The sequence below is a fragment of the Streptomyces sp. NPDC004539 genome (assembly GCF_040610055.1).
Classification (GTDB): domain Bacteria; phylum Actinomycetota; class Actinomycetes; order Streptomycetales; family Streptomycetaceae; genus Streptomyces.
Window position 1 is genome coordinate 49,755 of sequence record NZ_JBEXLS010000007.1, and the last position, 22,813, is coordinate 72,567.

Consider the following 22,813-nt stretch of genomic DNA (forward strand, 5'->3'; position numbering starts at 1 on the left):
CAGGAGGGGCTGGCGGTCAGCTGGTGCAGACGTCCTTGAGGCGGTCGGCGGCGCGGTCGATCTTCGTGGAGTCCGGGGAGTCGCCGTTCAGGATGTCCCGGTTGTAGTCCTCGATGGCCTGGTTCAGGTCGTCGACCGCCTTGTCGACCTTGCTGTCGTCCGACTCCTTCTTGTCGTTGATCGTGTCGAGGTTCTTCTCGATCGTGTCGATCGAGTCCTTGGTCTTCGTCGGGTCCTTGATCGCGTCGATCCCGGCCTCGTTGATGGCCCGGACGTTGTCGGAGATCGTGTCCGCGCTGGACAGGCAGTCGAAGGTGTCGTCCCACTCGCAGCCGGTGAGCAGGGCGGCCGACAGGGCGACGACGGCCGCGGTCGAGGCGAGGGTGGCGGTGCGGCGTCGGCGGAGCATGTTCACGGAAAGGGGTCCCTTCGGGTGCCGGTCGGTGACGTTCTCCACGATCCCGTCGGCGGGGTTCCCCGCACGAGGGAGCGCGCACCCGGACCCGAGGTGTAGCCCGCTCCACCCCCGCGCGTTCGGTAGGCTCGCGGAGTTCGTCGACGTCCAACGGAAGGAACCCGGCGGTGCACGTCCAGGAGTGGCTCGACTCGGTGCCCCCGGTCGCCGTCTACGCCGTGGTGGGGCTGGTCATCGGCCTGGAGAGCCTCGGCATCCCGCTGCCCGGCGAGATCATCCTCGTCTCGGCGGCGCTGCTCTCCTCCCAGCACGCCGGGATCAACCCGGTGATCCTCGGGGTGTGCGCGACCGTCGGCGCCGTCGTCGGGGACTCCATCGGCTACGCGATCGGCCGCAAGGGCGGACGGCCGCTGCTCGCCTGGCTCGGCAAGAAGTTCCCGCGCCACTTCGGCGAGGGGCACATCGCGACCGCCGAGCGCTCCTTCGAGAAGTGGGGCATGTGGGCCGTCTTCTTCGGCCGGTTCGTCGCCCTCCTGCGGATCTTCGCCGGGCCCCTCGCGGGCGTCCTGCACATGCCGTACTGGAAGTTCCTCACGGCGAACGTCCTCGGCGGGATCGCCTGGGCCGGCGGCACCACCGCCGTCATCTACTACGTCGGGGTCGTCGCCGAGGACTGGCTCAAGCGGTTCTCCTGGCTGGGACTGGTCCTCGCGCTGCTCATCGGGGTCACGTCGATGCTGGTGCTGAAGCGGAAGGCCAAGAAGATGCAGGCGCAGGGGAAGACGGAGAGCGCGGAGGCGGTGCCGGCGGCGGAGTGAGCGCGGGCGGGGCGTGAGGGGGCGGCGGTGCGGTTCTCGCCGCCCGGGGCGTCCGTCCGCTATCCGCCGTGAACCGCCTTGTGCTCCCTGGCCAGTTCCGCGTACACCGTGCCGTTCAGCGTGACCCCCTCACGCTCCTGCGGCGTCAGCTCGCGCCGCACCTTCGCGGGGACGCCCGCGACCAGCGAACCGGGCGGGACGACCATCCCCTGCGGGACCAGCGCCTGCGCGGCGACCAGCGAACCCGCCCCGATCACCGCCCCGTTGAGGACCGTCGCCCCCATCCCGACCAGGCAGTCGTCCTCGACGGTCGCGCCGTGCACCACCGCGTTGTGGCCGACGGAGACCCGCTCACCGACGCGCACCGGGAACCCGGGATCGGCGTGCAGCGTGCAGTTGTCCTGGATGTTGCTCGCGGCGCCGACCGCGATCGACTCGACGTCGCCGCGCAGCACCGCGCCGTACCAGACGCTCGCGCCCGCGCCGAGCGTGACGTCGCCGATCACGGTCGCCGTCGGCGCGACGAACGCCTCCGCGTCGATCTTCGGCTCCCTGCCCCCGATGCCCGTGATCAGGGCCTGCTGCGTCATCGCCGTCTCCTCGCGTCGCTCGTGTCACCGCACGGTACGCCACCGGGTGGGGTGAAGATCACAGCGCGGGGGCCCGCGGGGGCGACTACGGTGGGCGCGTGCCGAACCCCAAGAACACGTTCTCGTCCTGGCGGGGCCGACTCGCCCAGCGCGCCGTGCACGCCGGGTGGGAGTGGGTGCGGCGCACGGGCTCGGTGACCGCCGAACGCCCCGGCCGGCTGCGCTTCGGCGCGATCGGCGAGCACACCCGCCTCGCCTTCCCGCTCGGCACGGTCTTCGGTGAACCCTGGATACACCTCGGCTCCCACTGCATCGTCGCCGAACAGGTCACCCTGACGGCCGGGCTCATGCCCGACCTCGACCTCGGCGCCGAGCCCATCCTGCGCATCGGCGACGGCGTCGTCCTCGGCCGCGGCAGCCACGTCATCGCGGACACGACCGTCACCATCGGCAGCGACTGCTACTTCGGCCCGTACGTCTACGTCACGTCCACGAACCATTCGTACGACGATCCCCACGAGCCCATAGGCAAGCAGTGGCCCCGCATGGAGCCCGTCGAGATCGGCCCCGGCTGCTGGATCGGCACCGGCGCCGTGATCCTGCCCGGCGCCCGCATCGGCCGCAACGTCGTCGTCGCCGCCGGCGCGGTGGTCCGCGGCGAGGTCCCCGACCACGCGGTCGTCGCCGGCGCCCCCGCCCGCGTCGTACGCCGCTGGACCCCCGCCGACGGCTGGCAGCCGCCGCTGCGCACGCCCCCGCCGGTGCCGATCCCGGAGGGGGTCACCTCCGAGGAGCTGGTCGCGCTGTCGGAGCTGGACGAGGAGGCCGTGGCGGGGCTGGCGCGGCTGGAGCGGGAGCGCTGAGTAGACTCGGCGCTTCCCTGTATCGGCCCCTGAAGTGGATGGATCGTGGCGGACCTCGAACTGCTGACCCAGTACCTGGCACGCAACGTCAAGCACTGGCGGGCGGTGCGCGGCTTCACCCTCGACGTCCTCGCCGCGCGGGCCGGGGTGAGCCGGGGGATGCTCATCCAGATCGAGCAGGCCCGCACCAACCCGAGCATCGGCACGGTCGTGAAGATCGGCGACGCGCTCGGCGTCAGCATCACGACCCTCCTCGACTACGAACAGGGCAGCAAGGTCCGGATCGTCCCCGCCGAGGACGCCGTCCGCCTCTGGCACACCGACGCGGGCAGCTACAGCCGCCTCCTCGCGGGCACGGAGGCCCCCGGGCCCGTCGAGCTGTGGGAGTGGAAGCTCATGCCGGGCGAGAGCAGCACCTCCGAACCCCACCCCGCCGGCACCGTCGAACTCCTCCACGTCACCTCCGGCGAACTCACCCTCACGGTCGACGCCACGGAGTACCGCGTCCCGACCGGCGCGAGCGCCACGTTCGACGCGAACAACTCCCATACGTACGGGAACCAGGGGGATGTTCCGGCGGTGCTGGTGCTTGCGGTTTCGGTGCCGCCGGTGTCCTGAGCGGGGTGTGTCCCGGTGCCCTCCGGCCGTCCCGGCGGCGGCTGTTAGCGTGCGGTCATGCGCGCACCCATCGGAGACTTCGACACCGCGACCCCCGCTCCCGACTGCCTGGCCGATCTCGTCGCCCCCGTCGCCGACGCCGTCCGCGGCTGGTCCGCGAGCGTGCCGGCCGAGCAGATCCTGTACGTCGAGACGGACGACAGGTGGGCGGACACGGCCGTCTTCGTCGAGCACTACGGCCGGGACCTGCTGGAGCGGTCCGCGAACTGTGTCGTCGTCGCCGGGAAGCGCGGCGGGGAGACGACCCTCGCCGCGTGCCTCGTCCTGTCCACCACCCGCGTCGACGTCAACGGCGTCGTCCGCCGCCAACTGGGCGCCCGCAAGGCGTCGTTCGCGCCCATGGACACGGCGGTCGGCGAGTCCGGCATGGAGTACGGCGGCATCACCCCGATCGGACTCCCCGCCGCCTGGCCGCTGTTGGTGGACGCGGCCGTCGTCGACCTGCCGTGGGTGCTGGTCGGCAGCGGGCGCCGGCGGGGCAAACTCCTCGTCCCGGGAAAGGCGTTCGCGGAGCTGGCGGGGGCGGTCGTGGTGGAGGGGCTGGGGGTCGCGGGCTGACGGCGGCGGGGCTGTCGGCTGACGGTGGCGGGGAGCGGCTCGGGATCGTCGGGTGGTGACCGGTGGCGGGTCAGTAGTGCTCGGCGCTGCCCAGGTACTGCTCCGCGAACGCGGCAGCGGCGGCGGGGGAGGTGAACAGGCGGCGCAGACGGGCGAAGGACGTCCCCGCGCGGAAGGGGTCGCCGCCGGCCGAGCCGTGGTAGACCTCCGACAGCCACTGGGAGAACTCCTGGTAGTCCCACACGCGGCGCAGACAGGCGTCCGAGTACGCGTCGAGCCCGCCCCCGTCACCCCGCAGCAGGTAGGCCACCAGCGCGTCGCCGAGCAGGAACGCGTCGTGCAGCGCGAGGTTCATGCCCTTCGCGGCGATCGGCGCGACCAGATGCGCCGCGTCCCCGGCGAGGAAGAGCCGGCCGTACGTCATCGGCTCGACCACGTAGTCGTGCATGTCGAGCACGCGTCTCTCGGTCAGCTCCCCCTCGACGAGCGGTGGGGCGCCGGCCGCCTCCAGGCGCGTGCGCAGCGCGGTCCACACCCGGTCGTGCGGCCAGTTCTCCGGGTCGTCGCCGGGCGGGCACTGGAGGTAGTAGCGGGTCACCTCGGGACTGCGGGCCATGTGCCCGGCGAACCCGTCCGGATGCACGCCGAACAGCACGCAGTCCGACGACGGGGGCGCCTGCGCGAGGAGCGCGAGCCAGCCGATGCCGTAGTCGTGCCGGGCCACGCGCGCGTGGCCCTCCGGTATCGCCGCCCGGCTCACCCCGCGCGCGCCGTCCGCGCCGACCACGAAGTCGCAGTGCAGCAGCCGCCGTTCACCGCTGCGCGGATCGGTGTACGACACCGTCGGGCGCGCGGTCGTCAGGTCGCCGGGCTCGACGTCCCGGACGCCGAAGCGGACGTCGCCCGCGCGGACGTCCGCGTACTCCCGGACCAGGTCCGTGACCAGCAGGGGCTGCGGATAGACGTAGTGATGGCGGCCCGTCAGCTCGCCGTACCCGAAGCGGTAGGCGGCGCCGCCGAAGCGGAACTCGCACGCCGTGTGCCGCTCGGCCCGCTCCAGCAGGTGATGCGCGAGGCCCCGCCGGTCCAGCGCGCGCGCCGCCCACTCCTCCAGCACCCCTGCGCGCGGGCGCCGTTCGACGAACTCCCTGCTCTCCGTCTCCAGCACCACGCAGTCCACCGACGCGGCCCGCAGGATCGTCCCGACGGTGAGTCCGGCGGGGCCGGCGCCGATGATCACGACCGGGACGCGCTCGGGGGCCGGCTCGGAGGGCGCCGCCGGAGCGGGCTCGGTGGCGGACTCCGCGGCTGACTCGGCAGGTTCGGCGGGGGGTTGTGCGGTGGGCTCGGGAGCCGGTTCCGAAGGCGGTTCGGGGGACGGTGCGTTCACTCCGCCAGTATGGACGCCGGGTCTGACAACGGCCCTCGGCCGGTCACCGGTCCAGCCGGGGTATCTCGATCGCCGGGCAGCGGTCCATCACCATGTCGACGCCCTGCGCGCGCGTCCGCGCGTACGCGTCCTCGTCGACGACGTCCAGCTGGAACCACACCGCCTTCGCGCCCTTGGCGACCGCCTCGTCGGCGACGGCGCCCGCGAGATCGCTGTTCACGAAGACGTCGACGACGTCCACGGGGAACGGGATCTCCGCGAGGGACGCGTACCCCGGCTCCCCGTGGACCGTCTCCGCCTTCGGGTGCACCGGCACGACCCGCTTCCCGAACCTCTGGAGCACCCGGGCGACGCCGTACGCCGCGCGCGAGGGGTTCGTCGACAGGCCGACCACGGCCCAGGTGTCGCCGCTCTCGGTGAGGATCTTGCGGATCGTTGCCTCGTCGCCGTACACGGTCGGCCTCCAGGGGGCGCGGGAAGAAGGGTCTGTCCGGGCAACCGCCGGGAAGGGCGCCTGATTCCGCACATCCTCGCCCCACGCGCGCGTGGGGCGAAGAACGTGTCCTGTTTCCTCTCCTTTCCCCGCGTTTCCGCGCCATCGAACTGCGCGCGGGCCCCGGGCCGCCTACGCTCGCCCCGTGCTCCGCATCATCGACGCCCGTACCGGCGAGTCCGTCGCCGCAGCCCCTGTCCGCCGAGGTCTGACCCGGGTCGAGGTGCATGCCTCCGGGTACGCGACGGGGACGCTGCGGGTGCTGCTCGTCGCCGATCTCCTCGTCCGGGCGCTGGAACTGGGAGGCACGCCGGTGTGGGCGCTGCTCACCGGGGCACGCGATCAGGCCGAGTTGCGGGCCGGGGCTGCGGCGCTCGGCGCGCGGCCGTTCGAGGACAGCCGGGACGTCGGCGCGGGGCTGGGGGAGGCACAGGTGGTGCACGTCGCGCAGGAGGGCAGTCCGGCGCCCGACGGGGTGCTGCTCACGGTGGCCCCCGTGGACGGCGTGACGGACCTCCCCGCGGCCTGGGACACCGACCCGGCGGCCCTGCGTCTCGCGCTGCTCTCCGCGCGCCGCGAGACGCCCCTGAGGCTCGGCACGGACGCCGTGGACGAGGCCCGCGGGACCCTCACGCGCTGGCGGCACGCCGTCGCCGACTGGTCCCGCCGCCCCTCCCGCCCCGTCCCCGACCCCGTCCGCACCCGGCTGCGCCGCGCCTGGGACGACGACCTCGACGTCCCCGCCGTCCTCGCCACCCTCCATGCCGTCGAGACCGACCCCGCCCTCCCCGACGGCGCCCGCTTCGAGACCTACGCCTACGCCGACCGGCTCCTCGGCCTCGACCTGGCGCGGGACATCGGGAGCCTGGCGTGAACGGGCGACGGGACGGGGGTGTGGCGCGCGTGCGCGCGGGAGGCGCCGGGGCGGGGAGCGGCGCCGGCTTCACCGGCGTGCGGACGGGAGGGTCTGTGGAGGACGGCGGTACCGGGTTCGCGCGCGGCCGACGGGGAGAGCCGGCGCAGGGCAGCGGCACACCCGCGCCCGCACACGCCCGCCGGGAGGGACTGTGAACGGCGGTCGTGACGGCATCGCGCGCGCCCGCGCGACAGCGCTCGGGGAAGGCGCTGCCACCGGGTTCGTGCCCGCCGGTGCCGGGCCGTTGCGGCGCCTGGTCGTTCTGCGGCATGCCAAGTCCGCCTGGCCGGAGGGGGTTCCGGATCACGACCGGCCGCTCGGCCCGCGCGGGCTGCGGGACGCGCCGGCGGCCGGGCGGGCGCTCGCGGGCGCGGACCGCCTGCCGGACCTCGCGCTGTGCTCCACCGCCGAGCGGGCCCGCCGTACCTGGGAGCTGGCGTCGGCGCAGTGGGGTACGCCGCCTCCGGTGCGCTACGACCCGCGCCTGTACGGGGCCGACGTCCCGGAGCACCTGGAGGTCGTCCGGGAGACGCCCCCGGAGGTCGGGACGCTTCTCCTGGTCGGCCACAACCCCGGCCTCGAAGACCTCGTCCTCGCCCTCGCGGCCGACGGGGTGGACGACACCCTGGACCGCGTCGCCGTGAAGTTCCCCACCTCCGCGATCGCGGTCCTCACCTGGCACGCCCCCACCTGGCACACGCTCGCGCCCGGGACGGCGCTCCTGACGGAGATGACCGTCCCGCGCGGGAGGAAGCCGGGGCCGGCCGCCCCGTAGTCTGGCCGGATGCAGGACGAGTACCGCACCGTCGCCCGCGCGGGCGTCCACGAGACCGAGGTCAACCGCTCCCGCTTCCTGTGCGCGCTCGCCCCGGCGGCCACCGAACAGGAGGCCCAGGACTTCGTCGCGGCCGTCCGCAAGGAGCACGCCGACGCCACCCACAACTGCTGGGCGTACGTCATCGGCGCCGACGCCTCCGTCCAGAAGGCGAGCGACGACGGCGAACCGGGCGGCACGGCGGGGCTCCCGATGCTCCAGATGCTGACCCGCCGGGACATGCGGTACGTCGTCGCCGTCGTGACCCGCTACTACGGCGGCGTCAAACTCGGCGCGGGCGGCCTCATCAGGGCGTACGGCGGCGCCGTCGGCGAGGCCGTCGACACCCTCGGCACGATCACCCGCCGCCGCTTCCGCCTCGCCACCCTCACCGTCGACCACCAGCGCGCCGGCCGACTCCAGAACGACCTGCGCGCCACCGGCCGTGAGGTCCGCGACGTCCGCTACGGCGAGGCGGTGACCATCGAGATCGGCCTCCCCGACGCCGACGTCCCCGCCTTCCGGAGCTGGCTCGCGGACGCGACGGCGGGCACGGCGGGGTTCGAGGCGGGCGGGGAGGCGTACGGGGACGTGTGAGGCGCGCAGGGGCGCCGGGACGGCTGAGAAGGCCGGTGCCGACGGGATCGTCCGTGATTGTCGGACCCGGCCGATAACCTCGGGGACCATGAGGCTCCTGCACACTTCCGACTGGCATCTGGGCCGGGCGTTCCACCGGGTGAACATGCTCGGCGCCCAGGCCGAGTTCATCGCCCACCTCGTGGCGACCGCGCGCGAACGCGAGGTCGACGCGGTGGTCGTGTCGGGAGACGTGTACGACCGCGCGGTCCCGCCCCTCGCGGCGGTGGAGCTGTTCGACGACGCCCTGCACCGCCTGGCCGGCCTCGGCGTCCCGGCGGTGATGATCTCCGGGAACCACGACTCGGCCCGCCGCCTCGGCGTCGGCGCCGGCCTGATCGACCGCGCGGGCATCCACCTCCGCACGGACCCCGCCTCGGCGGGCACCCCGGTCCTCCTGCGCGACGCGCATGGCGAGGTCGCCCTCTACGGCCTCCCGTACCTCGAACCGGCCCTCGTGAAGGACGAGTTCGGCGTCGAGAAGCCCGGCCACGAAGCGGTCCTCGCCGCCGCCATGGACCGCGTCCGCGCCGACCTCGCCACCCGCCCGCCGGGCACCCGCTCGGTCGTCCTCGCGCACGCGTTCGTCACCGGCGGCCGGCCCAGCGACAGCGAACGGGACATCACGGTCGGCGGCGTCGCCTCCGTCCCGGCGGGCGTCTTCGACGGCGTCGACTACGTCGCCCTCGGCCATCTCCACGGCGCCCAGACCCTCACCGACCGCGTCCGCTACTCCGGTTCGCCCCTCCCGTACTCCTTCTCGGAGTCGGCCCACCACAAGAGCATGTGGCTGATCGACCTGGACGCGCGCGGGGAGGTGACGGCCGAACGCCTCCCGTGCCCCGTCCCGCGCGACCTGGCCCGCATCCGAGGCACCCTGGAGGACCTCCTGGCGGACCCGGCGCTCGCGCGCCACGAGGACGCGTGGGTGGAGGCCACCCTCACCGACCCGGTCCGCCCCGCCGACCCCATGGCCCGCCTCACCGCCCGCTTCCCCCACACCCTGAACCTCGTCTTCGCCCCCGACCGCTCCCCGGAGGACCCCGAGGCGTCCTACGCCCGCCGCCTCGCCGACCGCACGGACGAGCAGATCGCCGAGGACTTCGTGGCGCACGTCAGAGGAGCCGGCCCGGACGCGGCCGAACAGACCGTGCTGCGGGCGGCGTTCGACGCGGTCCGCGCGGACGACACGCTGCGGGAGGTCGCCCGATGAGGCTCCACCGCCTGTCCCTCACCGCCTTCGGCCCCTTCGGCGCCACCCAGACCGTCGACTTCGACGCCCTCTCCACGGCCGGCCTCTTCCTCCTCCACGGCCCCACGGGCGCCGGCAAGACCTCCCTCCTGGACGCCGTCTGCTATGCCCTGTACGGCGCGGTCCCGGGCGCCCGGCAGAACGGCCAGGGCCTCACCCTCCGCAGCGACCACGCCGCTCGGGACGTCCGTACGGAGGTCGTCCTCGACCTGACCGTCGCGGGCCGCCGCCTGGAGATCACCCGCCAGCCCCCGTGGGAGCGCCCCAAGAAACGCGGTTCGGGGACGACGCTCGACAAGGCCCAGTCCTGGCTGCGCGAGCACAAGGCGGGCGCCTGGAAGGACCTCAGCCGTTCCCACCAGGAGATCGGCGAGGAGATCACGCAACTCCTCGGCATGAGCCGCGAACAGTTCTGCCAGGTCGTCCTGCTCCCGCAGGGCGACTTCGCCAGGTTCCTGCGCTCCGGCGCCGAGGAGCGCGGAAAGCTCCTCGGCCGCCTCTTCGACACCCAGCGCTTCGCCGAGGTCGAGAAACGCCTCGCGGACCGCCGCCGCACGACCGAGGCCCAGGTCAAGGAGGGCGACGCGAGCCTCCTCGCGGACGCGCACCGCATGCAGCAGGCGGCCGGCGGCGCCCTCGACCTCCCCGACCTCACCCCGGGAGAGCCGGGGCTCGCCGAAGCGGTCCTCGGCGCGGCGGCGATCGCCCGCAGCACGGCCCGCGAACAGCTCACGATCGCCCACTGCGCCCGCGCGGCGGCCGACTCCGCCCAGACGACGGCCCAGCGCACCCTGGACGACGTCCGTGAACTGGCCGGACTCCAAAGGCGGTTCGGCGAGGCGCAGGACCGTGCGGCCCGGCTCCAGGAGCGCTCCGGCGCCTACGAGGAGGCCCGCGCCCGCATGGAGCGCGCCCGCAAGGCGGAGGCGGTGAAACCGGCGCTGGACCTGCGGGACGCGGCGGACGCCGAGCACCGCGCGGCGGCACGGGCGCAGGAGCGCGCGCGTGCGCTCCTGCCGGACCCCCTCGCCGAGGCCGACGCCGTCTCCCTCGCGGTAGCCGCCCGGCGCACCGCCGAGGAGCTGGGCGGCCTGGAGGCGGCGCGCGGCGCGGAACGCCGGCTCGCCGCCCTCGTCACCGAACGCGCCGCGCTGGACCGCCAGGAGCGGGCGGACGCCGCCGACCTCGCCGACGCGGAGAGCTGGCTCACCGGCTGGGACGAGACCCGCGCCGCGCTCCAGCACCGGATCGACGCGGCCCAGGACGCCGCGACCCGCGCCGAACAGCTCGCGGAACGCCGCGACCCCGCCCGCAGGAGGCTCACGGCCGCCGAACTCCGCGACCGTCTCGCCGTCGACGCCGACGCGGCCCAGGAACGCGCCCTCGTCTCGGGGCGGGCCGCGCAGGACGCCCGTACGCACTGGCTCGACCTCAAGGAGCAGCGCCTCGACGGCATCGCCGCCGAACTCGCCGCGAGCCTCGTCGACGGCGAGGCGTGCGCCGTCTGTGGGGCCGTCGAGCACCCCGCGCCCGCCCGCAAGGACGCCGGGCACGTCGACCGCGCGGCCGAGGAGGACGCCCAGCGGGCCTTCCAGCGCGCGGAGGCCCGCCGCACCGAGGACGAACAGCGCCTCTCCACCACCCGCGAGGCCCTCGCCGCCGCCTCCGCCGAGGCCGGTGATACCCCGACCGCCGCCCTCACCACCGAGGTCGGCGAACTGGAGCACGCCTGCGCGCACGCGCGCCGGGAGGCGTCCGACCTGCACCCCGCGCGCGAGCAGCTGCGCGGCGCCGAACAGGAGCACGCGCGCCGGACCGCCGTCCAGCGCGACGCGGCCGTACGCGTCGCCTCCCGGACCGGCCGGCGGGACGGCCTGGAGCGGGAACAGGCCGCGCTGGAGGGCGAGTTGGCGCGGGCGCGCGGCACCGCCGAGAGCGTCGCCGCACGCGCCGCCCACCTGGAGCGGGAGGCGGAGCGGCTGACCGGAGCGGCCGACGCCGTCCGCCTCGCCGAGGACAGCGCCGTACGCCTCAAGGACGCCGACGGTCGGCTCGCCGAGGCCGCCTACCGTGCGGGTTTCGGCACGCCGGCCGAGGCCGCGGACGCCCTGCTGAGCCCCGACGCCCACCGCGATCTCCAACACCGTCTGGACGCCTGGCAGGCCGAGGAGGCGGCCGTCCGGGCCGTCCTCGCCGAACCCGGGACGGCCGCCGCCGCCCGCCGCCCCGCCGCCGACGTCGCGGGCGCGGCCGAACGCGCCTCCGCCGCCGCCGAGGCGCTGCGCCGGACCGCCTCCGCGCGCGACGCCGCCGCCCGCCGCTGCGAGGAGCTGGACCGGCTCTCCGCGCGCGCGGACAGCGGCGTGCGCGAACTCGCCCCGCTGCGCCGCGAGTACGACCGGGTGGCCCGGCTCGCGGGGCTCACGGCCGGCACCTCGGCGGACAACGAACGCAAGATGCGCCTGGAGGCGTACGTCCTCGCCGCCCGCCTGGAGCAGGTCGCCGCCGCCGCGACCGCACGGCTCCACCGGATGTCGTCCGGGCGCTACACCCTCGTCCACTCCGCCGACCGCTCCGGGCGCGGGCGCAGCGGGCTCGGGCTGCATGTCGTGGACGCCTGGACGGGCCGCGAGCGCGACACGGCGACGCTGTCCGGCGGGGAGACCTTCTTCGCGTCCCTCGCGCTGGCCCTCGGGCTCGCCGACGTCGTCACCGACGAGGCGGGCGGGGTGCGGCTCGACACCCTCTTCATCGACGAGGGGTTCGGCAGCCTCGACGACCAGACCCTCGACGAGGTCCTCGACGTCCTCGACTCACTGCGCGAACGGGACCGCAGCGTCGGCATCGTCAGCCATGTCGCGGACCTGCGGCGGCGCGTCCACGCCCAGTTGGAGGTGGTGAAGGACCGCGGCGGCTCGACCGTGCGGCGGCGCGGTCACTGACCGAGCGGGCGGCGCGGCAGCGGGGAGGAGTAGACGACGCTCGTCGTCACCGACCCGAGCGCGCCGATCTTCCCCGACACCTCCTCCAGATGCCGCATCGACCGGGCGGTGACCTTGATGACGAAACAGTCGTCGCCCGTCACGTGATGCGCCTCCAGGATCTCCGGGGTGACCGCCACCAGGTCGTGGAACGGCTTGTAGTTGCCGTTCGGGTACCTGAGCCGGACGAACGCGAGGATCGGCAGGCCCAGCCGCTCCGGGTCGACGACCGCCGCGTACCCCTGGATCACCCCGGCCTCCTCCAGCCGCCGCACCCGCTCGGTCACCGCGCTCGGCGACATCGACACGGCCCGCGCCAGCTCGGCGAACGAGGCCCGCCCGTCGCGCTGGAGGACATCGAGGATGCGCCAGTCGGTGGCGTCCGGGGAATACGTGGTCATCGGCCAAGAGTGCCGGGGAATCACCGGCCGATCAAGGTGGGGGCCGGGGAACACGCCTTCAGGAAGATGATCACCGAGCCGTAGATTTCCGGTCATGACGAACCCCGTACTGCGCACCGCGCCCGCCGCCCCCGCCGAAGCCGCCGCCCACTTCCGGGCGAGCCTCGCCTTCCACGCGGACGTCTCCGACGTCGCCGCCTCGCTGCCGACCGACGCGTTCGTCGTGCTCGACACCCGCTCCACCGAGGCGTGGGACCAGGGGCACATCCCCGGCGCGGTCCACCTGCCGACCGCGCTCATCGCCGAACAGGCGGAGCGACTCCTCGACAGGAGCGTGCCGGTGGTCACCTACTGCTGGGGGCCCGGCTGCAACGGCGCCACCCGCGCCGCCCTCGCGCTCGCCGAACTCGGCTACCAGGTCAAGGAGATGCTCGGCGGGTTCGAGTACTGGGTGCGCGAGGGCTTCGAGTTCGAGACGTGGGAAGGGACGGAACGCCGAGTCCCCGACCCGCTCACCGCACCTGTCGGTTCCGACGACTGCGGCTGCTGACCGGGGACTCGGGCGTTATTACTGACGTCCCGTCAAGAACGCTTACAGGGCTGCCAGTTCGTCCACCAGGTCGTCCAGGCCCAGCGAACCCTGCGACAGGGCGGCCATGTGCCACGCCTTCAGGTCGAACGCGTCGCCGTGCCGTTCGCGGGCCCGCTCGCGGCCGAGCAGCCAGGCACGCTCGCCGAGTTTGTAGCCGATGGCCTGGCCGGGGATGGTCAGGTAGCGGGTCAGCTCGCTGACGACGAAGTCGGCGGGGCGGCTGCTGTGCGAGAGGAAGAACTCCTCGCCCAGCTCCGGCGTCCAGCGCTCACCCGGGTGGAACGGCGAGTCCGCCGGGATCTCCAGCTCCAGGTGCATGCCGATGTCGATGATGACGCGGACCGCGCGCATCATCTGCGCGTCGAGGTAGCCGAGCCGCTCCTCCGCGTCGGCCAGGAAGCCCAGTTCGTCCATCAGGCGCTCCGCGTACAGCGCCCAGCCCTCGGCGTTCGCGCTGACGATGCCGACGGTCGCCTGGTAGCGGGAGAGGTCCTCCGCGACGTGCACCCACTGGGCGAGCTGGAGGTGGTGGCCGGGGACGCCCTCGTGGTACCAGGTGGAGACCAGGTCGTAGACGGGGAACCGGTTCTGGCCCATCGTCGGCAGCCAGGTGCGGCCCGGGCGCGAGAAGTCCTCCGAGGGGCCCGTGTAGTACGGGGCCGCCGCGCTGCCGGGCGGGGCGATCCGGGACTCCACCTTCCGTACCCGCTCGGCGAGTTCGAAGTGCGTGCCGTCCAGGGACTCGATCGCGCGGTCCATCACGCTCTGGAGCCAGTCGCGGACCTCGTCGACGCCCTCGATGTGCCGGCCGTGCTCGTCGAGGTGCGCGAGCGCCGTCCACGGCGTGGCCGCGCCGGGGAGGATCTTCTCGGCCTCCTTCCGCATCTCGCCCAGCAGCCGGTGGTACTCGGCCCAGCCGTACGCGTACGCCTCGTCCAGGTCGAGGTCGGTGCCGTTGTAGTAGCGCGACAGGCGCGCGTACCGCTCACGGCCGACGACGTTCGGGGCGTCCTCGATCGTGGGCGCGTACACCTCCCGCATCCAGTCCCGGAGCTGGACCACCGAAGCGGTCGCCTCCCGGGCGGCGGCGTCGAGTTCGGTACGCAGCGCGTCCGGGCCGGCCGCCGCGAAGTCCTCGAACCAGCCGCGCCCCTCGCCCGTGTCGGCCCACTCGCCGAGCTGCTCGACGAACGTCGCCGTCGGCCTCGGGGCCGCGAACAGCTTGCGCTCCAGGCCGAGTTCGAGGGACTCGCGGTAGCCGCGCAGCGCCTCGGGCACGGCCCGCAGCCGCTCGGCGATCGCCGCCCAGTCCTCCTCGGTGTCGGCCGGCGTCACCGTGAAGACCTCGCGCACGTGCTGCGCGGGCGTGCCCAGGTTGCCGACCGAGCGCAGGCCCTCCCCGGCGTCGTGGACGGCGAGTTCGGCGGTCAGCCGCTCGCGCAGCAGCCGCGCGCACCGACGTTCCACGTCGCTGTCCGCGCCGGGCCGCGTCTCCGCCTCGTCCAGCGCGGCCAGCGTCTCCCGCGCGAGCCGCGCCAGCGCCTCCTGGCCGGCGGGGGAGAGGTCCGGCATCCGGCGTGAACTCTCCTGCGCGCCGAGGTAGGTTCCGGTGACCGGATCGAGGGCGATGAGACCGTCGACGTACGCGTCGGCGACCTCGCGGGGCAGCGGGCTGTTCGTCTCTGACATGCGGACATCCTCGTACGGATGCCGGTGTCCCGTCAGCCCGCATTGCCTGAGCATGGGCAGGGGGGCGACCGGATTTCGCTGAGGGCCGAGGCCCCCGCCCCTACTCCCGTCCGCCCCGCTCTCCCGCGCACACCTCGAACGGCAGGTCCTGCGGGGTGAGTTCGTCGAGGCGGGCCGTGATGACGAGGGTGCCCTCCTCGATCTGGTAGTCGAGGGGGAGGCCGAGGGAGCGCATCGCGGCGACCATCGCGGTGTTGCCGGAGCGGGTGACGGCGTACACGCTCTCGCCGCCGGTCTCCACGGCCATCCGTACGAGCCGGCGCAGGAGTTCGCCGCCGATGCCGCGCCCCTGCCACTCGTCCTCGACGAGGAGGGCGACCTCGGTCTCGTCGCCGTCCCACAGCAGGTGGCCGAGGCCGACGACGCGCCCGGAGGCGGTGCGGACGGCGAGGGTGCGGCCGAAACGGGGGCTCAGGAGGTGGTTGAGGTAGCGGTCGGCGTCGTGCACGGGACCGTGGTAGCGCATCGTGAGCGTCTGCTGCGAGCACCGCTCGTGCATCGCCCGCGCCGCCGCCAGATCGGCGGTGTCGGCGCGGCCGACCGTGATGTCGTCGCCCTCCGGCAGCGTCAGCACGTCCTGCCCGCGCGGGACGCGGGGCCCGAGCCGGATGTCCAGGTCGACCAGCGCGCGGGCGCGCGCGAACTCGGTCGGGGTGAACGGCAGGTACGGCCGCTCCACGGTGATCACTCCGCCTTCCGGCGCCCGCAGGCGCAGCACTGTCTCCTCCAGGACCCCCTCCGCCGGCACGTCGTGCGCGCCCGGCAGCGAGCGGATCGCGCACCGGCCCAGCAACTGCCGCAGGGCGAGGGGGAGTTCCGCCGCGTCCAGGGCCGTCCGCGTGGCGAGCCCCAGAATCCTCGTCGGCGCGTCGACCAGGTCGTGCGCGTCGGCCCGCTCGATCCAGGTCGCGGTGCCGCCCGCCAGCCGCACCGCTTCGGTGATCTCGGCGCCGCCGAGGGCGCCCGGCGCGCGCAGCAGGAACTCGTCGACCGTGTCCTCGCCCAGCGGGTGCGTCTGGAGGCTCAGGATGTCCACCCGGTGCCCGGCGAGGGCGGCGCACAGCGCGGCCAGCGAGCCGGGGGCGTCCTTCACGGTCGTCCGCATCCGCCACAGCGTGCCGGCGCCGTCCGCGGGGAGGCCGTCGGTGTCCCCGGCCGGTGGCCGGGGGCCGGTATCACCCCCGGGTGGCGCGGGGTCGTGGCCGAGTGATCGCCAGGTGTGCAGGGCCGCCCGGAGGGCCGCGACGGAACGGGTGACGGCAGTCGTCTTCTGATTCATGCAGCTACTGTGCAGGAACGGTGTTGCGTGATCACGAACGCACTGTGACCTAGAGGTAAATGCTCATTTCGCATGAACGGCGTGAATCGCAGCATTCAGGCCAGATCGGGACACCGCGCACCGGGGGATGACGCCGGTACGCGGCACACGACCGAGCCTACGGGACCCGCGCCCTACTGGCCGACACGTCCCGGCTGAAGTACCCGCGTGAACAGGACAGTTCCGTCCGACTCGCGCAGCCGGACCGTCAACTCCCCGCTGTGGCCGTCGATGTCGACCTCCCCGAAGAACTGGAAACCGTCCGCCGGGGACACGTTCGCGACCGTCGGCGCCTTGACGAACACGCGTTCCGGACCGAACGTGCCGTCCAGCTCGTTGGCCGGAAACGCACCCGCGTTGAGCGGACCGGAGACGAACTCCCAGAACGGCTCGAAGTCCTTGAACGCCGCCCGCGAGGGCTGGTAGTGCTGCGCCGAGGTGTGGTGCACGTCCGCCGTCAGCCAGACCGTGCCGGTGATCCGCCGGTGCTTGACGAACCGCAGCAGCTCCGCGATCTGGAGCTCACGCCCGAGCGGCTGCCCCGGGTCGCCCTGCGCGACGGCCTCGAAGTTCGGCTTGTTCTCCATCGGGTCGGGGACGACGAGCCCGAGCGGCATGTCGGCGGCGATCACCTTCCACACCGCGCGCGACGCGGCCAGCTCCCGCTTCAGCCACTCCAGCTGCTCCCGGCCGAGGATGCCCTGCGGGTCGGTCGTCCGCACGTTCGTCGAGTTCGCGTCGCGGTACGTGCGCATGTCCAGCACGAACACGTCCAGCAGCGGCCCGTGCCGCAGCACCCGCTGCACCCGGCCCTGCTTCGCGCCCGGCGTGAGCGTCGAGACGGGGAAGTACTCGCTGAACGCCCGGCGCGCGCGTGCGGCGAGGACGTCCACGCTCCTCTCCGTGTAGCGCGGGTCGGAGTCGGTGATCACCTCGCCGGGGTACCAGTTGTTGCGGACCTCGTGGTCGTCCCACTGGATGACCGACGGGACCCGCGCGTTGAACCGGCGCAGGTTCTCGTCCAGCAGGTTGTAGCGGAAGTTCCCCCGGTACTCCGCGAGCGTCTCGGCGACCTTCGACTTCTCCTCGGTCACCAGGTTGCGGTAGACCCGGCCGTCCGGGAGCGCCTGCGTGGCGTTCATCGGGCCGTCCGCGTAGATGTTGTCGCCGCTGCACAGGAAGAAGTCCGGGTCGAGCTTCGCCATCGCGTCGTAGATGCGGTAGCCGCCGATGTCCTGGTTGATGCCCCAGCCCTGCCCGGCGAGGTCACCGGACCACAGGAACTTCACGCCCTGCCGCCGCTTCTCGGACACCGTGCGGAACGTCCCGGTGACCGGCTCGCCCGTGCGGCGCGGGTCGTCCGGGTCGGCCAGCAGCACCCGGTAGTGGATCTGCTCGCCGGACGGCAGCCCGTGCAGCCGGGTGGTGCCGGTGAAGTCCGTCCCGGCGCCCAGCAGCGGCCCGCACCAGCGGCGCGCGTTACGGAACGACTCCGTCGCCGCGGTCTCGACGACCATCCGCGCGGGCCGGTCCGACCGTACCCACACCAGCCCCGAGTGCGCGCCGACGTCCCCCGTCTGCACCCCCCAGCCCGCCCCGGGCCGCCCCGACAGGGCGAACGCGGGCGCGGCGCCCAGGGCACCGGGCAGGGACAGCGCCGCCGACGCGGCGAGCGAGCCGCGCAGGACGCCGCGACGGCTGGGAGAAGGGAAAGTGCTCATGACGGGGCCTCCAGAGAGGGGAACGGCCGGGGTGCACCGTCAGACCTACTGGGGGAGGAGGACCGGTTCGCGAATGGTGGGTGAACAAGGGGACGAGCGGGGGAGTGGCTTGGGGGCGGGGGAGCGGGGCGGGCCTTTTTCGACGCCGGTTCCCTACGACACCGGACGCGCGTGCCCGGGGTGCCGGGGTCCGGGCCGGTGGGGTCCGGGGCGGTGGGGTCCGGGTCGGTCAGCGGCTTCCGTCCAGGATCACGCGGGAGACCAGCGCCGGGTCGTCGTTCATCGGGCAGTGGCCGCAGCCGGGGAGGCGGATCAGGCGGGCCTGGGGGATGACGCGTTTGGCGCGGACGCCTTGGCGGCGCAGGAGGATACGGTCCCGGGTGCCCCAGGCGATCGTCACGGGCAGACCGGGGACGTCGTCGGTGAACAGCACCGAGCCACCCGCGCGGAGCGTCGCGTCGAAGCCGGTGGCCCCGGTCAAGGCGAGCGTCTCGGCGACGACGGCCTCGGGGGCGCGGCGGCCGGGGCGGGCGTAGATGGTGCTGGTGAGGGCGGTGCGGCCGGCCGCCGAGCGGGCGAGGGTCTCCACCAGCGGCAGGGGCATGCCGCGCGCGATCCGGCGCATCGTCAGGAGCAGCGTGAAGGCGTAACGCCGTTCAGCCTCGGACCAGAAACCGGCGGGGGAGAGGGCCGTCACGGACCGTACGAGGCGTTCGCGGCCCAGCTCCAGGGCCAGGAGCCCGCCCAGGGAGTTCCCGGCGACGTGCGGGCGGTCCAGGCCCAGCGCCTCGCAGAACGCCGCGAACACGGCGGTCGTCGTCGGCAGGTCGTACGCGAGGCCCTCCGGGAGGCCCGGGGAGGCGCCGAAGCCCGGGAGGTCCACCGCGATGACGTCCCGTTCGGTGGCCAGGACGTCCACCACCGGGTCCCACGCCTGCCGGTGATGCCCGATGCCGTGCAGCAGGAGCAGCGGCTCCCCGCGCCCCACGCGCGCGTACGACACGGTCACGGGCTGCGGCCCCCGCGCGGAGGGGACCTTGAAGGAGACGGCGGTGGACATCGGGGTGCTCCTCGTCTGGACTGCGCGGCGAAACTCCTTGGACAGCTTGTCAGTTGTTGCTACCGGCGGGTAGCCCCCGAGGAGGCCGAGAAGCCGCCCGTTCCCGGCCGAAAGCGGTTTCCCGTATTGGTATTGACCAAGGTTGAGGGCCGCCCTATGGTCGCTGACAACTGAAACAACCTTTAATAAACAAGGGCGCGAAAAGAGTCTGTACGCGCGGGGCGGGGCGGAGGACCAGGGTGGGGACCACGCAGCTGGAGACGGTGCCGGAACCGAAGTACTGGCATCTCAGGACGGTGCTCAGCGAAGCACTCGACTCGGAGTTCACCGTGGGGGAGGTGCTGCCCAACGAGCGTGAGCTCGCGGCCCGCTTCGGCGTCGCCCGCGCCACGCTCCGGCAGGCGCTGGAACAGCTCGAACTGGAGGGCCGGCTGCACCGCAGGCGCGGTGTCGGTACGACCGTCGCGCCCCCGCGCGTGGCCGTCGAGGTCGGCCCCGAGGGGACGGCCTGGCCGGGCCCCGACGACGACACCTGGCAGGCCACCGGCAGCGACCTGAGCGCACCCCCGGCCGCCGTCGCCACCGCCCTCGCGCTCCCGCGGGGAACCGCCGTCCACGTCGTCCGCCGCTCCCGCGTCTCCCACGGCCAGCCGGTGGCCGCGGAGCTGCTCTACGTCCCCGAGACCTCCGTCCCTGACCTCCCCGCCTCGGACACCCCGTCCGGCGCCGCACGCGCGCGTGCCGTGCTGCGCGAGCTCCAGCACCTCGATCTCACCGCCCGCAACCGCTCCGTCGAGCTCGGGTCCGCCCGCGCGGACGACGCGAAGCAGCTCGACCGGCTGCCCGGCGCACCGGTTCTGGTGGTCACCACGCACTTCACGACGCCGGCCCGGATCGCGGCGCTGTCCGTCGCGACGTACCGCGCTGACACGTGCCGACTGACGTTCGGGGAGTCGGGGAGGGTGGAGATCGCGGAGGGGGTGGGGTAGGGGGGGCACGAGGGGCGGGAGAGGGGGTCACGAGGGGCGGGGAGGGGGCGCGGCCGGGAACTTTTCCGACGCGCCCGCCCGTTCTCCGGATACGCCCGCTCGTTCTGCGGGCACGCCCGCTCGGTCCGTGGACACGCCCGCTCGGTCTCCGGACGAGCCGCGACGCCTCCGGCCGACGGCGTCACCTCAGCTCACCGCGCGTCACCTCAGCTCACCGTCCCGACCCCCGTCGCCCCGTCACCGTCCCCTCCACCGCGAACAGTTGCTCCTCCACATGGTCCAGGGCCAGCCGCAGCGCCCCGGTCGCCACGGCGGCCTCGCCCAGGGTCGAGAGGGCGACCTTGGGCGGGCGCAGGCAGTAGCGGGCGAGTTCGTCGCGCAGGGGGTCGAGGAGGGCGCCGAGCCCTTCCGTGGAGCCGCCGATGACGACCAGCTCGGGGTCCAGGGCGAGGACGAGCGCCGAGACGTCGTGGACGAGACGCCGGAAGAACCGGTCGACGGCCGCACGCGCACCGGGATCACCGTCGACCGCGCGCGAGAATACGGCCGTCACCGCACGGTCGTCGAGCGGGGGCAACGGCACGTCCGTCGTGGACAGCAGCGCCTCCGGCGTCACCTCGCGCCCCAGCAGATGCCACGACCCGATCTCCCCCGCCGCCCCGCCGTACCCCCGGTGCAGTCGCCCCCCGATCAGCGACCCCGCCCCCGGACTCAGCCCCGCCAGCACCAGCACCACGTCGTCGGAGTCGACCGCCGCCCCCTTCCAGTGCTCGCCCACCGCCGCCGCGTTGGCGTCGTTCTCCACCAGCACCGGGCACCGGAACGACCGGCTCAGCCGCTCACCCAGCCGCAGTCCCGTCCACCCCGGCAGCGCGGAGCACAGCCGTACCGTCCCGTCCGCCTCCACGATCCCCGGCGTCCCCACCCCGACCGCCCGCAGCGCGCTGCGCGGCACCCCGGCCCGCCGCAGCAGCTCGGCGACCGCCGTGCGCAGCCGCTCCAGCCGCTCCTCGGCCGGCGCCCCCTCCGCGACGTCCTTGCCCTGCGCCCCCAGCACCCGCCCGTCCAGATCCGCCACCACCGCCGACACCCGGTGCGCCCCGACGTCCACCCCCAGCAGATACCCGGCCTCCGCCCGGAACCGGAACCGCCGCGCGGGCCGCCCCTGTCTGCGCACGACCGTCACGTCGGCCGCCTCCTCGACGACCAGCCCGGCCCCGATCAGATCCTCCACCACCCCCTCGACCGTCGGCCGCGACAACCCGGTCACCCGGGTGACCTCCGTCAACGTCGCCCGGTCCGCCGCACGCAACGCGTGCAGCACCACCGCGGAGTTGATCCGCCGCAACAACGACGGCTCCCCACCGATCAGCCGCCCCACGCCCATCCTCCCAGCTCGTCGGGTGTGGGCGGATCGTACTCGGAGGAGCAGGGGGCGGCGACAGCCCGGGGAGCCGGGGGGCGCGTCAGCGACGGGCCGCCAGCGGGGACCCCACGCGGAGAGCCGTTCCGTCGGCGTCGACGAACGTGAACTCCCGGAGCCCGTACGGGGTGTCCTCGGGCTCCCCGAGGCGTCCCGCGACGCCGGAGGCCCGCCACTCGGCGTGGAGCGCGTCGGCGTCGCTCACGTAGAGGTAGACCACCGCGCCGGTGCGGGTGGGGTCGTGCTCGTCCCACTCGGTGAGGTGGAGCGACACCGAGCCCCGATCGGCGAATCCGTACCGGTCCGGGCCCTCGTACGCCTTCGCCGTGAAGCCCAGCCGCCGGTACCGGTCCAGAGCGATGTCGAGGTCCCGGACGGGGACGACGGGCGAGACACTCGTGAAGGACACGTCTGACATACGGCCAGTCTCACACGCGGGTGCCGCAGAGGACAGCGGCCGACCGGCTCCCCGGCAGACCGGCCCCCGGCAGCACCTTCAGCGGGGTGCCACGAACCCCGACTCGTACGCCGCGATCACCGCCTGGGTCCGGTCCCGGGCCCCCACCTTCGACAGCACCGCGCTGACGTGGGACTTCACCGTCTCCACCCCCACCACCAGCGACCCCGCGATCTCCCCGTTCGACAGCCCCCGGGCCATCAGCCGCAGCACCTCGCCCTCCCGCTCGGTCAGCCCGGCCGACGCCAGCCGGTCCCGGGCCCCCTCGCCCCCGCGCTCGGCCGCCAGCTTCCGCAGCGACGCCGGGAACAGCAGCGAGTCCCCCTCGGCCACCACCCGCACCGCCCGCACGATCTCCTCGGGCCTCGCCCGCTTCAGCAGGAACCCGTCGGCCCCGGCCCGCAGCGCCTCGTACACGTACTCGTCGTTCTCGAAGGTGGTCACCACCAGGATCTTCGGCGGCGCGTCGACCCCGCGCAGCACGGCGCGCGTCGCCTCGATGCCGTCCAGGAGCGGCATCCGGACGTCCATGGCGACGACATCGGGCCGCAGCCGCCGGACCAGGGGGACGACCGAGGCGCCGTCGGCCGCCTCCCCGACGACCGAGATGTCGGGCTGGGCCTCCAGCACGGCCCGCAGCCCCGCGCGGACCAGCGGTTCGTCGTCGACGAGCAGTACGGTGACGGGCATCCCGCCAGC

Annotated in this window: 23 protein-coding genes; 11 read left to right on the top strand and 12 right to left on the bottom strand. The window is 74.0% G+C overall.

What is annotated here, in order from left to right; all coding sequences use genetic code 11:
* Positions 1 to 16: 16 nt before the first annotated feature.
* Entirely contained in the window at positions 17 to 409 is a 393-nt protein-coding gene (locus tag ABZX85_RS16570; protein ID WP_355868940.1) for a hypothetical protein, read from the bottom strand.
* Between the two features lie 173 nt (positions 410 to 582).
* Between ABZX85_RS16570 and ABZX85_RS16575 the strand changes: the two genes are divergently transcribed.
* On the top strand, positions 583 to 1,233 hold the full coding sequence (locus ABZX85_RS16575; RefSeq protein ID WP_355868105.1) for a DedA family protein: 651 nt from the start codon (positions 583 to 585) through the stop codon (positions 1,231 to 1,233).
* A 59-nt stretch (positions 1,234 to 1,292) separates the two neighbouring features.
* Here ABZX85_RS16575 and ABZX85_RS16580 read toward each other — a convergent pair whose 3' ends face one another.
* Positions 1,293 to 1,823 (bottom strand): gamma carbonic anhydrase family protein, encoded by a 531-nt coding sequence (locus tag ABZX85_RS16580; RefSeq protein WP_355868108.1) that lies wholly within the window; start codon positions 1,821 to 1,823, stop codon positions 1,293 to 1,295.
* Between the two features lie 98 nt (positions 1,824 to 1,921).
* Here ABZX85_RS16580 and ABZX85_RS16585 point away from each other — a divergent pair, with 98 nt between their 5' ends.
* From ABZX85_RS16585 to ABZX85_RS16595, 3 genes are read left to right on the top strand one after another with little or no spacing between them, the layout of a single operon-like run.
* Entirely contained in the window at positions 1,922 to 2,686 is a 765-nt protein-coding gene (locus tag ABZX85_RS16585; RefSeq protein WP_355868111.1) for an acyltransferase, read from the top strand.
* A gap of 45 nt (positions 2,687 to 2,731) precedes the next feature.
* The gene (locus ABZX85_RS16590; protein WP_355868114.1) at positions 2,732 to 3,304 is read left to right on the top strand and encodes an XRE family transcriptional regulator; all 573 of its coding nucleotides are present in this window, start codon (positions 2,732 to 2,734) and stop codon (positions 3,302 to 3,304) included.
* A gap of 57 nt (positions 3,305 to 3,361) precedes the next feature.
* Positions 3,362 to 3,922 (top strand): YbaK/EbsC family protein, encoded by a 561-nt coding sequence (locus ABZX85_RS16595; protein ID WP_355868117.1) that lies wholly within the window; start codon positions 3,362 to 3,364, stop codon positions 3,920 to 3,922.
* Between the two features lie 70 nt (positions 3,923 to 3,992).
* On the opposite strand, the gene ABZX85_RS16600 is transcribed toward ABZX85_RS16595, so the two are convergent.
* Positions 3,993 to 5,162: a 4-hydroxybenzoate 3-monooxygenase gene (locus tag ABZX85_RS16600; protein WP_355868943.1), complete on the bottom strand. Its 1,170-nt coding sequence runs from the start codon at positions 5,160 to 5,162 to the stop codon at positions 3,993 to 3,995.
* Between the two features lie 193 nt (positions 5,163 to 5,355).
* Complete coding sequence (locus tag ABZX85_RS16605; RefSeq protein WP_355868120.1) at positions 5,356 to 5,766, bottom strand: CoA-binding protein; 411 nt, start codon at positions 5,764 to 5,766, stop codon at positions 5,356 to 5,358.
* 184 nt (positions 5,767 to 5,950) lie between these two features.
* On the opposite strand from ABZX85_RS16605, the gene ABZX85_RS16610 reads away from it, so the two are divergent.
* The 5 genes from ABZX85_RS16610 to ABZX85_RS16630 all read left to right on the top strand — a co-directional run bounded on the left by ABZX85_RS16610 (position 5,951) and on the right by ABZX85_RS16630 (position 12,365).
* Complete coding sequence (locus ABZX85_RS16610; RefSeq protein WP_355868123.1) at positions 5,951 to 6,679, top strand: hypothetical protein; 729 nt, start codon at positions 5,951 to 5,953, stop codon at positions 6,677 to 6,679.
* Positions 6,680 to 6,944: 265 nt separating this feature from the next.
* On the top strand, positions 6,945 to 7,496 hold the full coding sequence (locus ABZX85_RS16615; RefSeq protein WP_355868946.1) for a histidine phosphatase family protein: 552 nt from the start codon (positions 6,945 to 6,947) through the stop codon (positions 7,494 to 7,496).
* Positions 7,497 to 7,505: 9 nt separating this feature from the next.
* The gene (locus tag ABZX85_RS16620) at positions 7,506 to 8,132 is read left to right on the top strand and encodes a YigZ family protein (RefSeq protein WP_355868126.1); all 627 of its coding nucleotides are present in this window, start codon (positions 7,506 to 7,508) and stop codon (positions 8,130 to 8,132) included.
* 88 nt (positions 8,133 to 8,220) lie between these two features.
* The gene (locus tag ABZX85_RS16625; protein ID WP_355868129.1) at positions 8,221 to 9,384 is read left to right on the top strand and encodes an exonuclease SbcCD subunit D; all 1,164 of its coding nucleotides are present in this window, start codon (positions 8,221 to 8,223) and stop codon (positions 9,382 to 9,384) included.
* A complete protein-coding gene (locus ABZX85_RS16630) occupies positions 9,381 to 12,365 on the top strand; it encodes an SMC family ATPase (RefSeq protein ID WP_355868132.1) in 2,985 nt (994 codons plus the stop codon). The genes ABZX85_RS16625 and ABZX85_RS16630 overlap by 4 nt, the downstream gene beginning before the upstream one ends.
* Here the strand turns inward: ABZX85_RS16630 and ABZX85_RS16635 are convergent.
* Positions 12,359 to 12,805, bottom strand: a complete 447-nt coding sequence (locus tag ABZX85_RS16635; protein ID WP_355868135.1) for an Lrp/AsnC family transcriptional regulator — start codon at positions 12,803 to 12,805, stop codon at positions 12,359 to 12,361. The two genes, ABZX85_RS16630 and ABZX85_RS16635, sit on opposite strands and share 7 nt — an antisense overlap.
* Before the next feature lie 94 nt (positions 12,806 to 12,899).
* Between ABZX85_RS16635 and ABZX85_RS16640 the strand changes: the two genes are divergently transcribed.
* The gene (locus ABZX85_RS16640) at positions 12,900 to 13,355 is read left to right on the top strand and encodes a rhodanese-like domain-containing protein (protein WP_355868138.1); all 456 of its coding nucleotides are present in this window, start codon (positions 12,900 to 12,902) and stop codon (positions 13,353 to 13,355) included.
* Positions 13,356 to 13,397: 42 nt separating this feature from the next.
* On the opposite strand, the gene ABZX85_RS16645 is transcribed toward ABZX85_RS16640, so the two are convergent.
* The 4 genes from ABZX85_RS16645 to ABZX85_RS16660 all read right to left on the bottom strand — a co-directional run bounded on the left by ABZX85_RS16645 (position 13,398) and on the right by ABZX85_RS16660 (position 19,245).
* A complete protein-coding gene (locus ABZX85_RS16645) occupies positions 13,398 to 15,086 on the bottom strand; it encodes a DUF885 domain-containing protein (protein WP_355868141.1) in 1,689 nt (562 codons plus the stop codon).
* A gap of 100 nt (positions 15,087 to 15,186) precedes the next feature.
* A complete protein-coding gene (locus tag ABZX85_RS16650) occupies positions 15,187 to 16,425 on the bottom strand; it encodes a GNAT family N-acetyltransferase (protein ID WP_355868144.1) in 1,239 nt (412 codons plus the stop codon).
* 173 nt (positions 16,426 to 16,598) lie between these two features.
* Positions 16,599 to 18,185: an alkaline phosphatase D family protein gene (locus tag ABZX85_RS16655; RefSeq protein WP_355868147.1), complete on the bottom strand. Its 1,587-nt coding sequence runs from the start codon at positions 18,183 to 18,185 to the stop codon at positions 16,599 to 16,601.
* A 229-nt stretch (positions 18,186 to 18,414) separates the two neighbouring features.
* Complete coding sequence (locus tag ABZX85_RS16660) at positions 18,415 to 19,245, bottom strand: alpha/beta fold hydrolase (RefSeq protein ID WP_355868150.1); 831 nt, start codon at positions 19,243 to 19,245, stop codon at positions 18,415 to 18,417.
* Between the two features lie 239 nt (positions 19,246 to 19,484).
* Between ABZX85_RS16660 and ABZX85_RS16665 the strand changes: the two genes are divergently transcribed.
* Complete coding sequence (locus ABZX85_RS16665) at positions 19,485 to 20,234, top strand: GntR family transcriptional regulator (protein WP_355868153.1); 750 nt, start codon at positions 19,485 to 19,487, stop codon at positions 20,232 to 20,234.
* 211 nt (positions 20,235 to 20,445) lie between these two features.
* On the opposite strand, the gene ABZX85_RS16670 is transcribed toward ABZX85_RS16665, so the two are convergent.
* From ABZX85_RS16670 to ABZX85_RS16680, 3 genes are all read right to left on the bottom strand, one after another.
* Positions 20,446 to 21,615 (bottom strand): ROK family transcriptional regulator, encoded by a 1,170-nt coding sequence (locus ABZX85_RS16670; protein ID WP_355868156.1) that lies wholly within the window; start codon positions 21,613 to 21,615, stop codon positions 20,446 to 20,448.
* A gap of 85 nt (positions 21,616 to 21,700) precedes the next feature.
* Positions 21,701 to 22,075, bottom strand: coding sequence for a VOC family protein (locus tag ABZX85_RS16675; RefSeq protein WP_355868159.1), 375 nt, complete (start codon positions 22,073 to 22,075; stop codon positions 21,701 to 21,703).
* 78 nt (positions 22,076 to 22,153) lie between these two features.
* Complete coding sequence (locus tag ABZX85_RS16680; RefSeq protein ID WP_355868162.1) at positions 22,154 to 22,804, bottom strand: response regulator transcription factor; 651 nt, start codon at positions 22,802 to 22,804, stop codon at positions 22,154 to 22,156.
* Positions 22,805 to 22,813 lie beyond the last annotated feature (9 nt).

What these genes read in the sequence shown, in the direction of transcription:
- ABZX85_RS16625 (WP_355868129.1), top strand. Translation starts at nt 8,221, where the DNA reads ATGAGGCTCCTGCACACTTCCGACTGGCATCTGGGCCGGGCGTTCCAC.
- ABZX85_RS16635 (WP_355868135.1), bottom strand. Translation starts at nt 12,805, where the DNA reads ATGACCACGTATTCCCCGGACGCCACCGACTGGCGCATCCTCGATGTC.
- ABZX85_RS16680 (WP_355868162.1), bottom strand. Translation starts at nt 22,804, where the DNA reads ATGCCCGTCACCGTACTGCTCGTCGACGACGAACCGCTGGTCCGCGCG.
- ABZX85_RS16580 (WP_355868108.1), bottom strand. Translation starts at nt 1,823, where the DNA reads ATGACGCAGCAGGCCCTGATCACGGGCATCGGGGGCAGGGAGCCGAAG.
- ABZX85_RS16650 (WP_355868144.1), bottom strand. Translation starts at nt 16,425, where the DNA reads ATGAATCAGAAGACGACTGCCGTCACCCGTTCCGTCGCGGCCCTCCGG.
- ABZX85_RS16620 (WP_355868126.1), top strand. Translation starts at nt 7,506, where the DNA reads ATGCAGGACGAGTACCGCACCGTCGCCCGCGCGGGCGTCCACGAGACC.
- ABZX85_RS16630 (WP_355868132.1), top strand. Translation starts at nt 9,381, where the DNA reads ATGAGGCTCCACCGCCTGTCCCTCACCGCCTTCGGCCCCTTCGGCGCC.
- ABZX85_RS16595 (WP_355868117.1), top strand. Translation starts at nt 3,362, where the DNA reads ATGCGCGCACCCATCGGAGACTTCGACACCGCGACCCCCGCTCCCGAC.
- ABZX85_RS16640 (WP_355868138.1), top strand. Translation starts at nt 12,900, where the DNA reads ATGACGAACCCCGTACTGCGCACCGCGCCCGCCGCCCCCGCCGAAGCC.
- ABZX85_RS16655 (WP_355868147.1), bottom strand. Translation starts at nt 18,185, where the DNA reads ATGAGCACTTTCCCTTCTCCCAGCCGTCGCGGCGTCCTGCGCGGCTCG.
- ABZX85_RS16570 (WP_355868940.1), bottom strand. Translation starts at nt 409, where the DNA reads ATGCTCCGCCGACGCCGCACCGCCACCCTCGCCTCGACCGCGGCCGTC.
- ABZX85_RS16675 (WP_355868159.1), bottom strand. Translation starts at nt 22,075, where the DNA reads ATGTCAGACGTGTCCTTCACGAGTGTCTCGCCCGTCGTCCCCGTCCGG.
- ABZX85_RS16660 (WP_355868150.1), bottom strand. Translation starts at nt 19,245, where the DNA reads ATGTCCACCGCCGTCTCCTTCAAGGTCCCCTCCGCGCGGGGGCCGCAG.
- ABZX85_RS16645 (WP_355868141.1), bottom strand. Translation starts at nt 15,086, where the DNA reads ATGTCAGAGACGAACAGCCCGCTGCCCCGCGAGGTCGCCGACGCGTAC.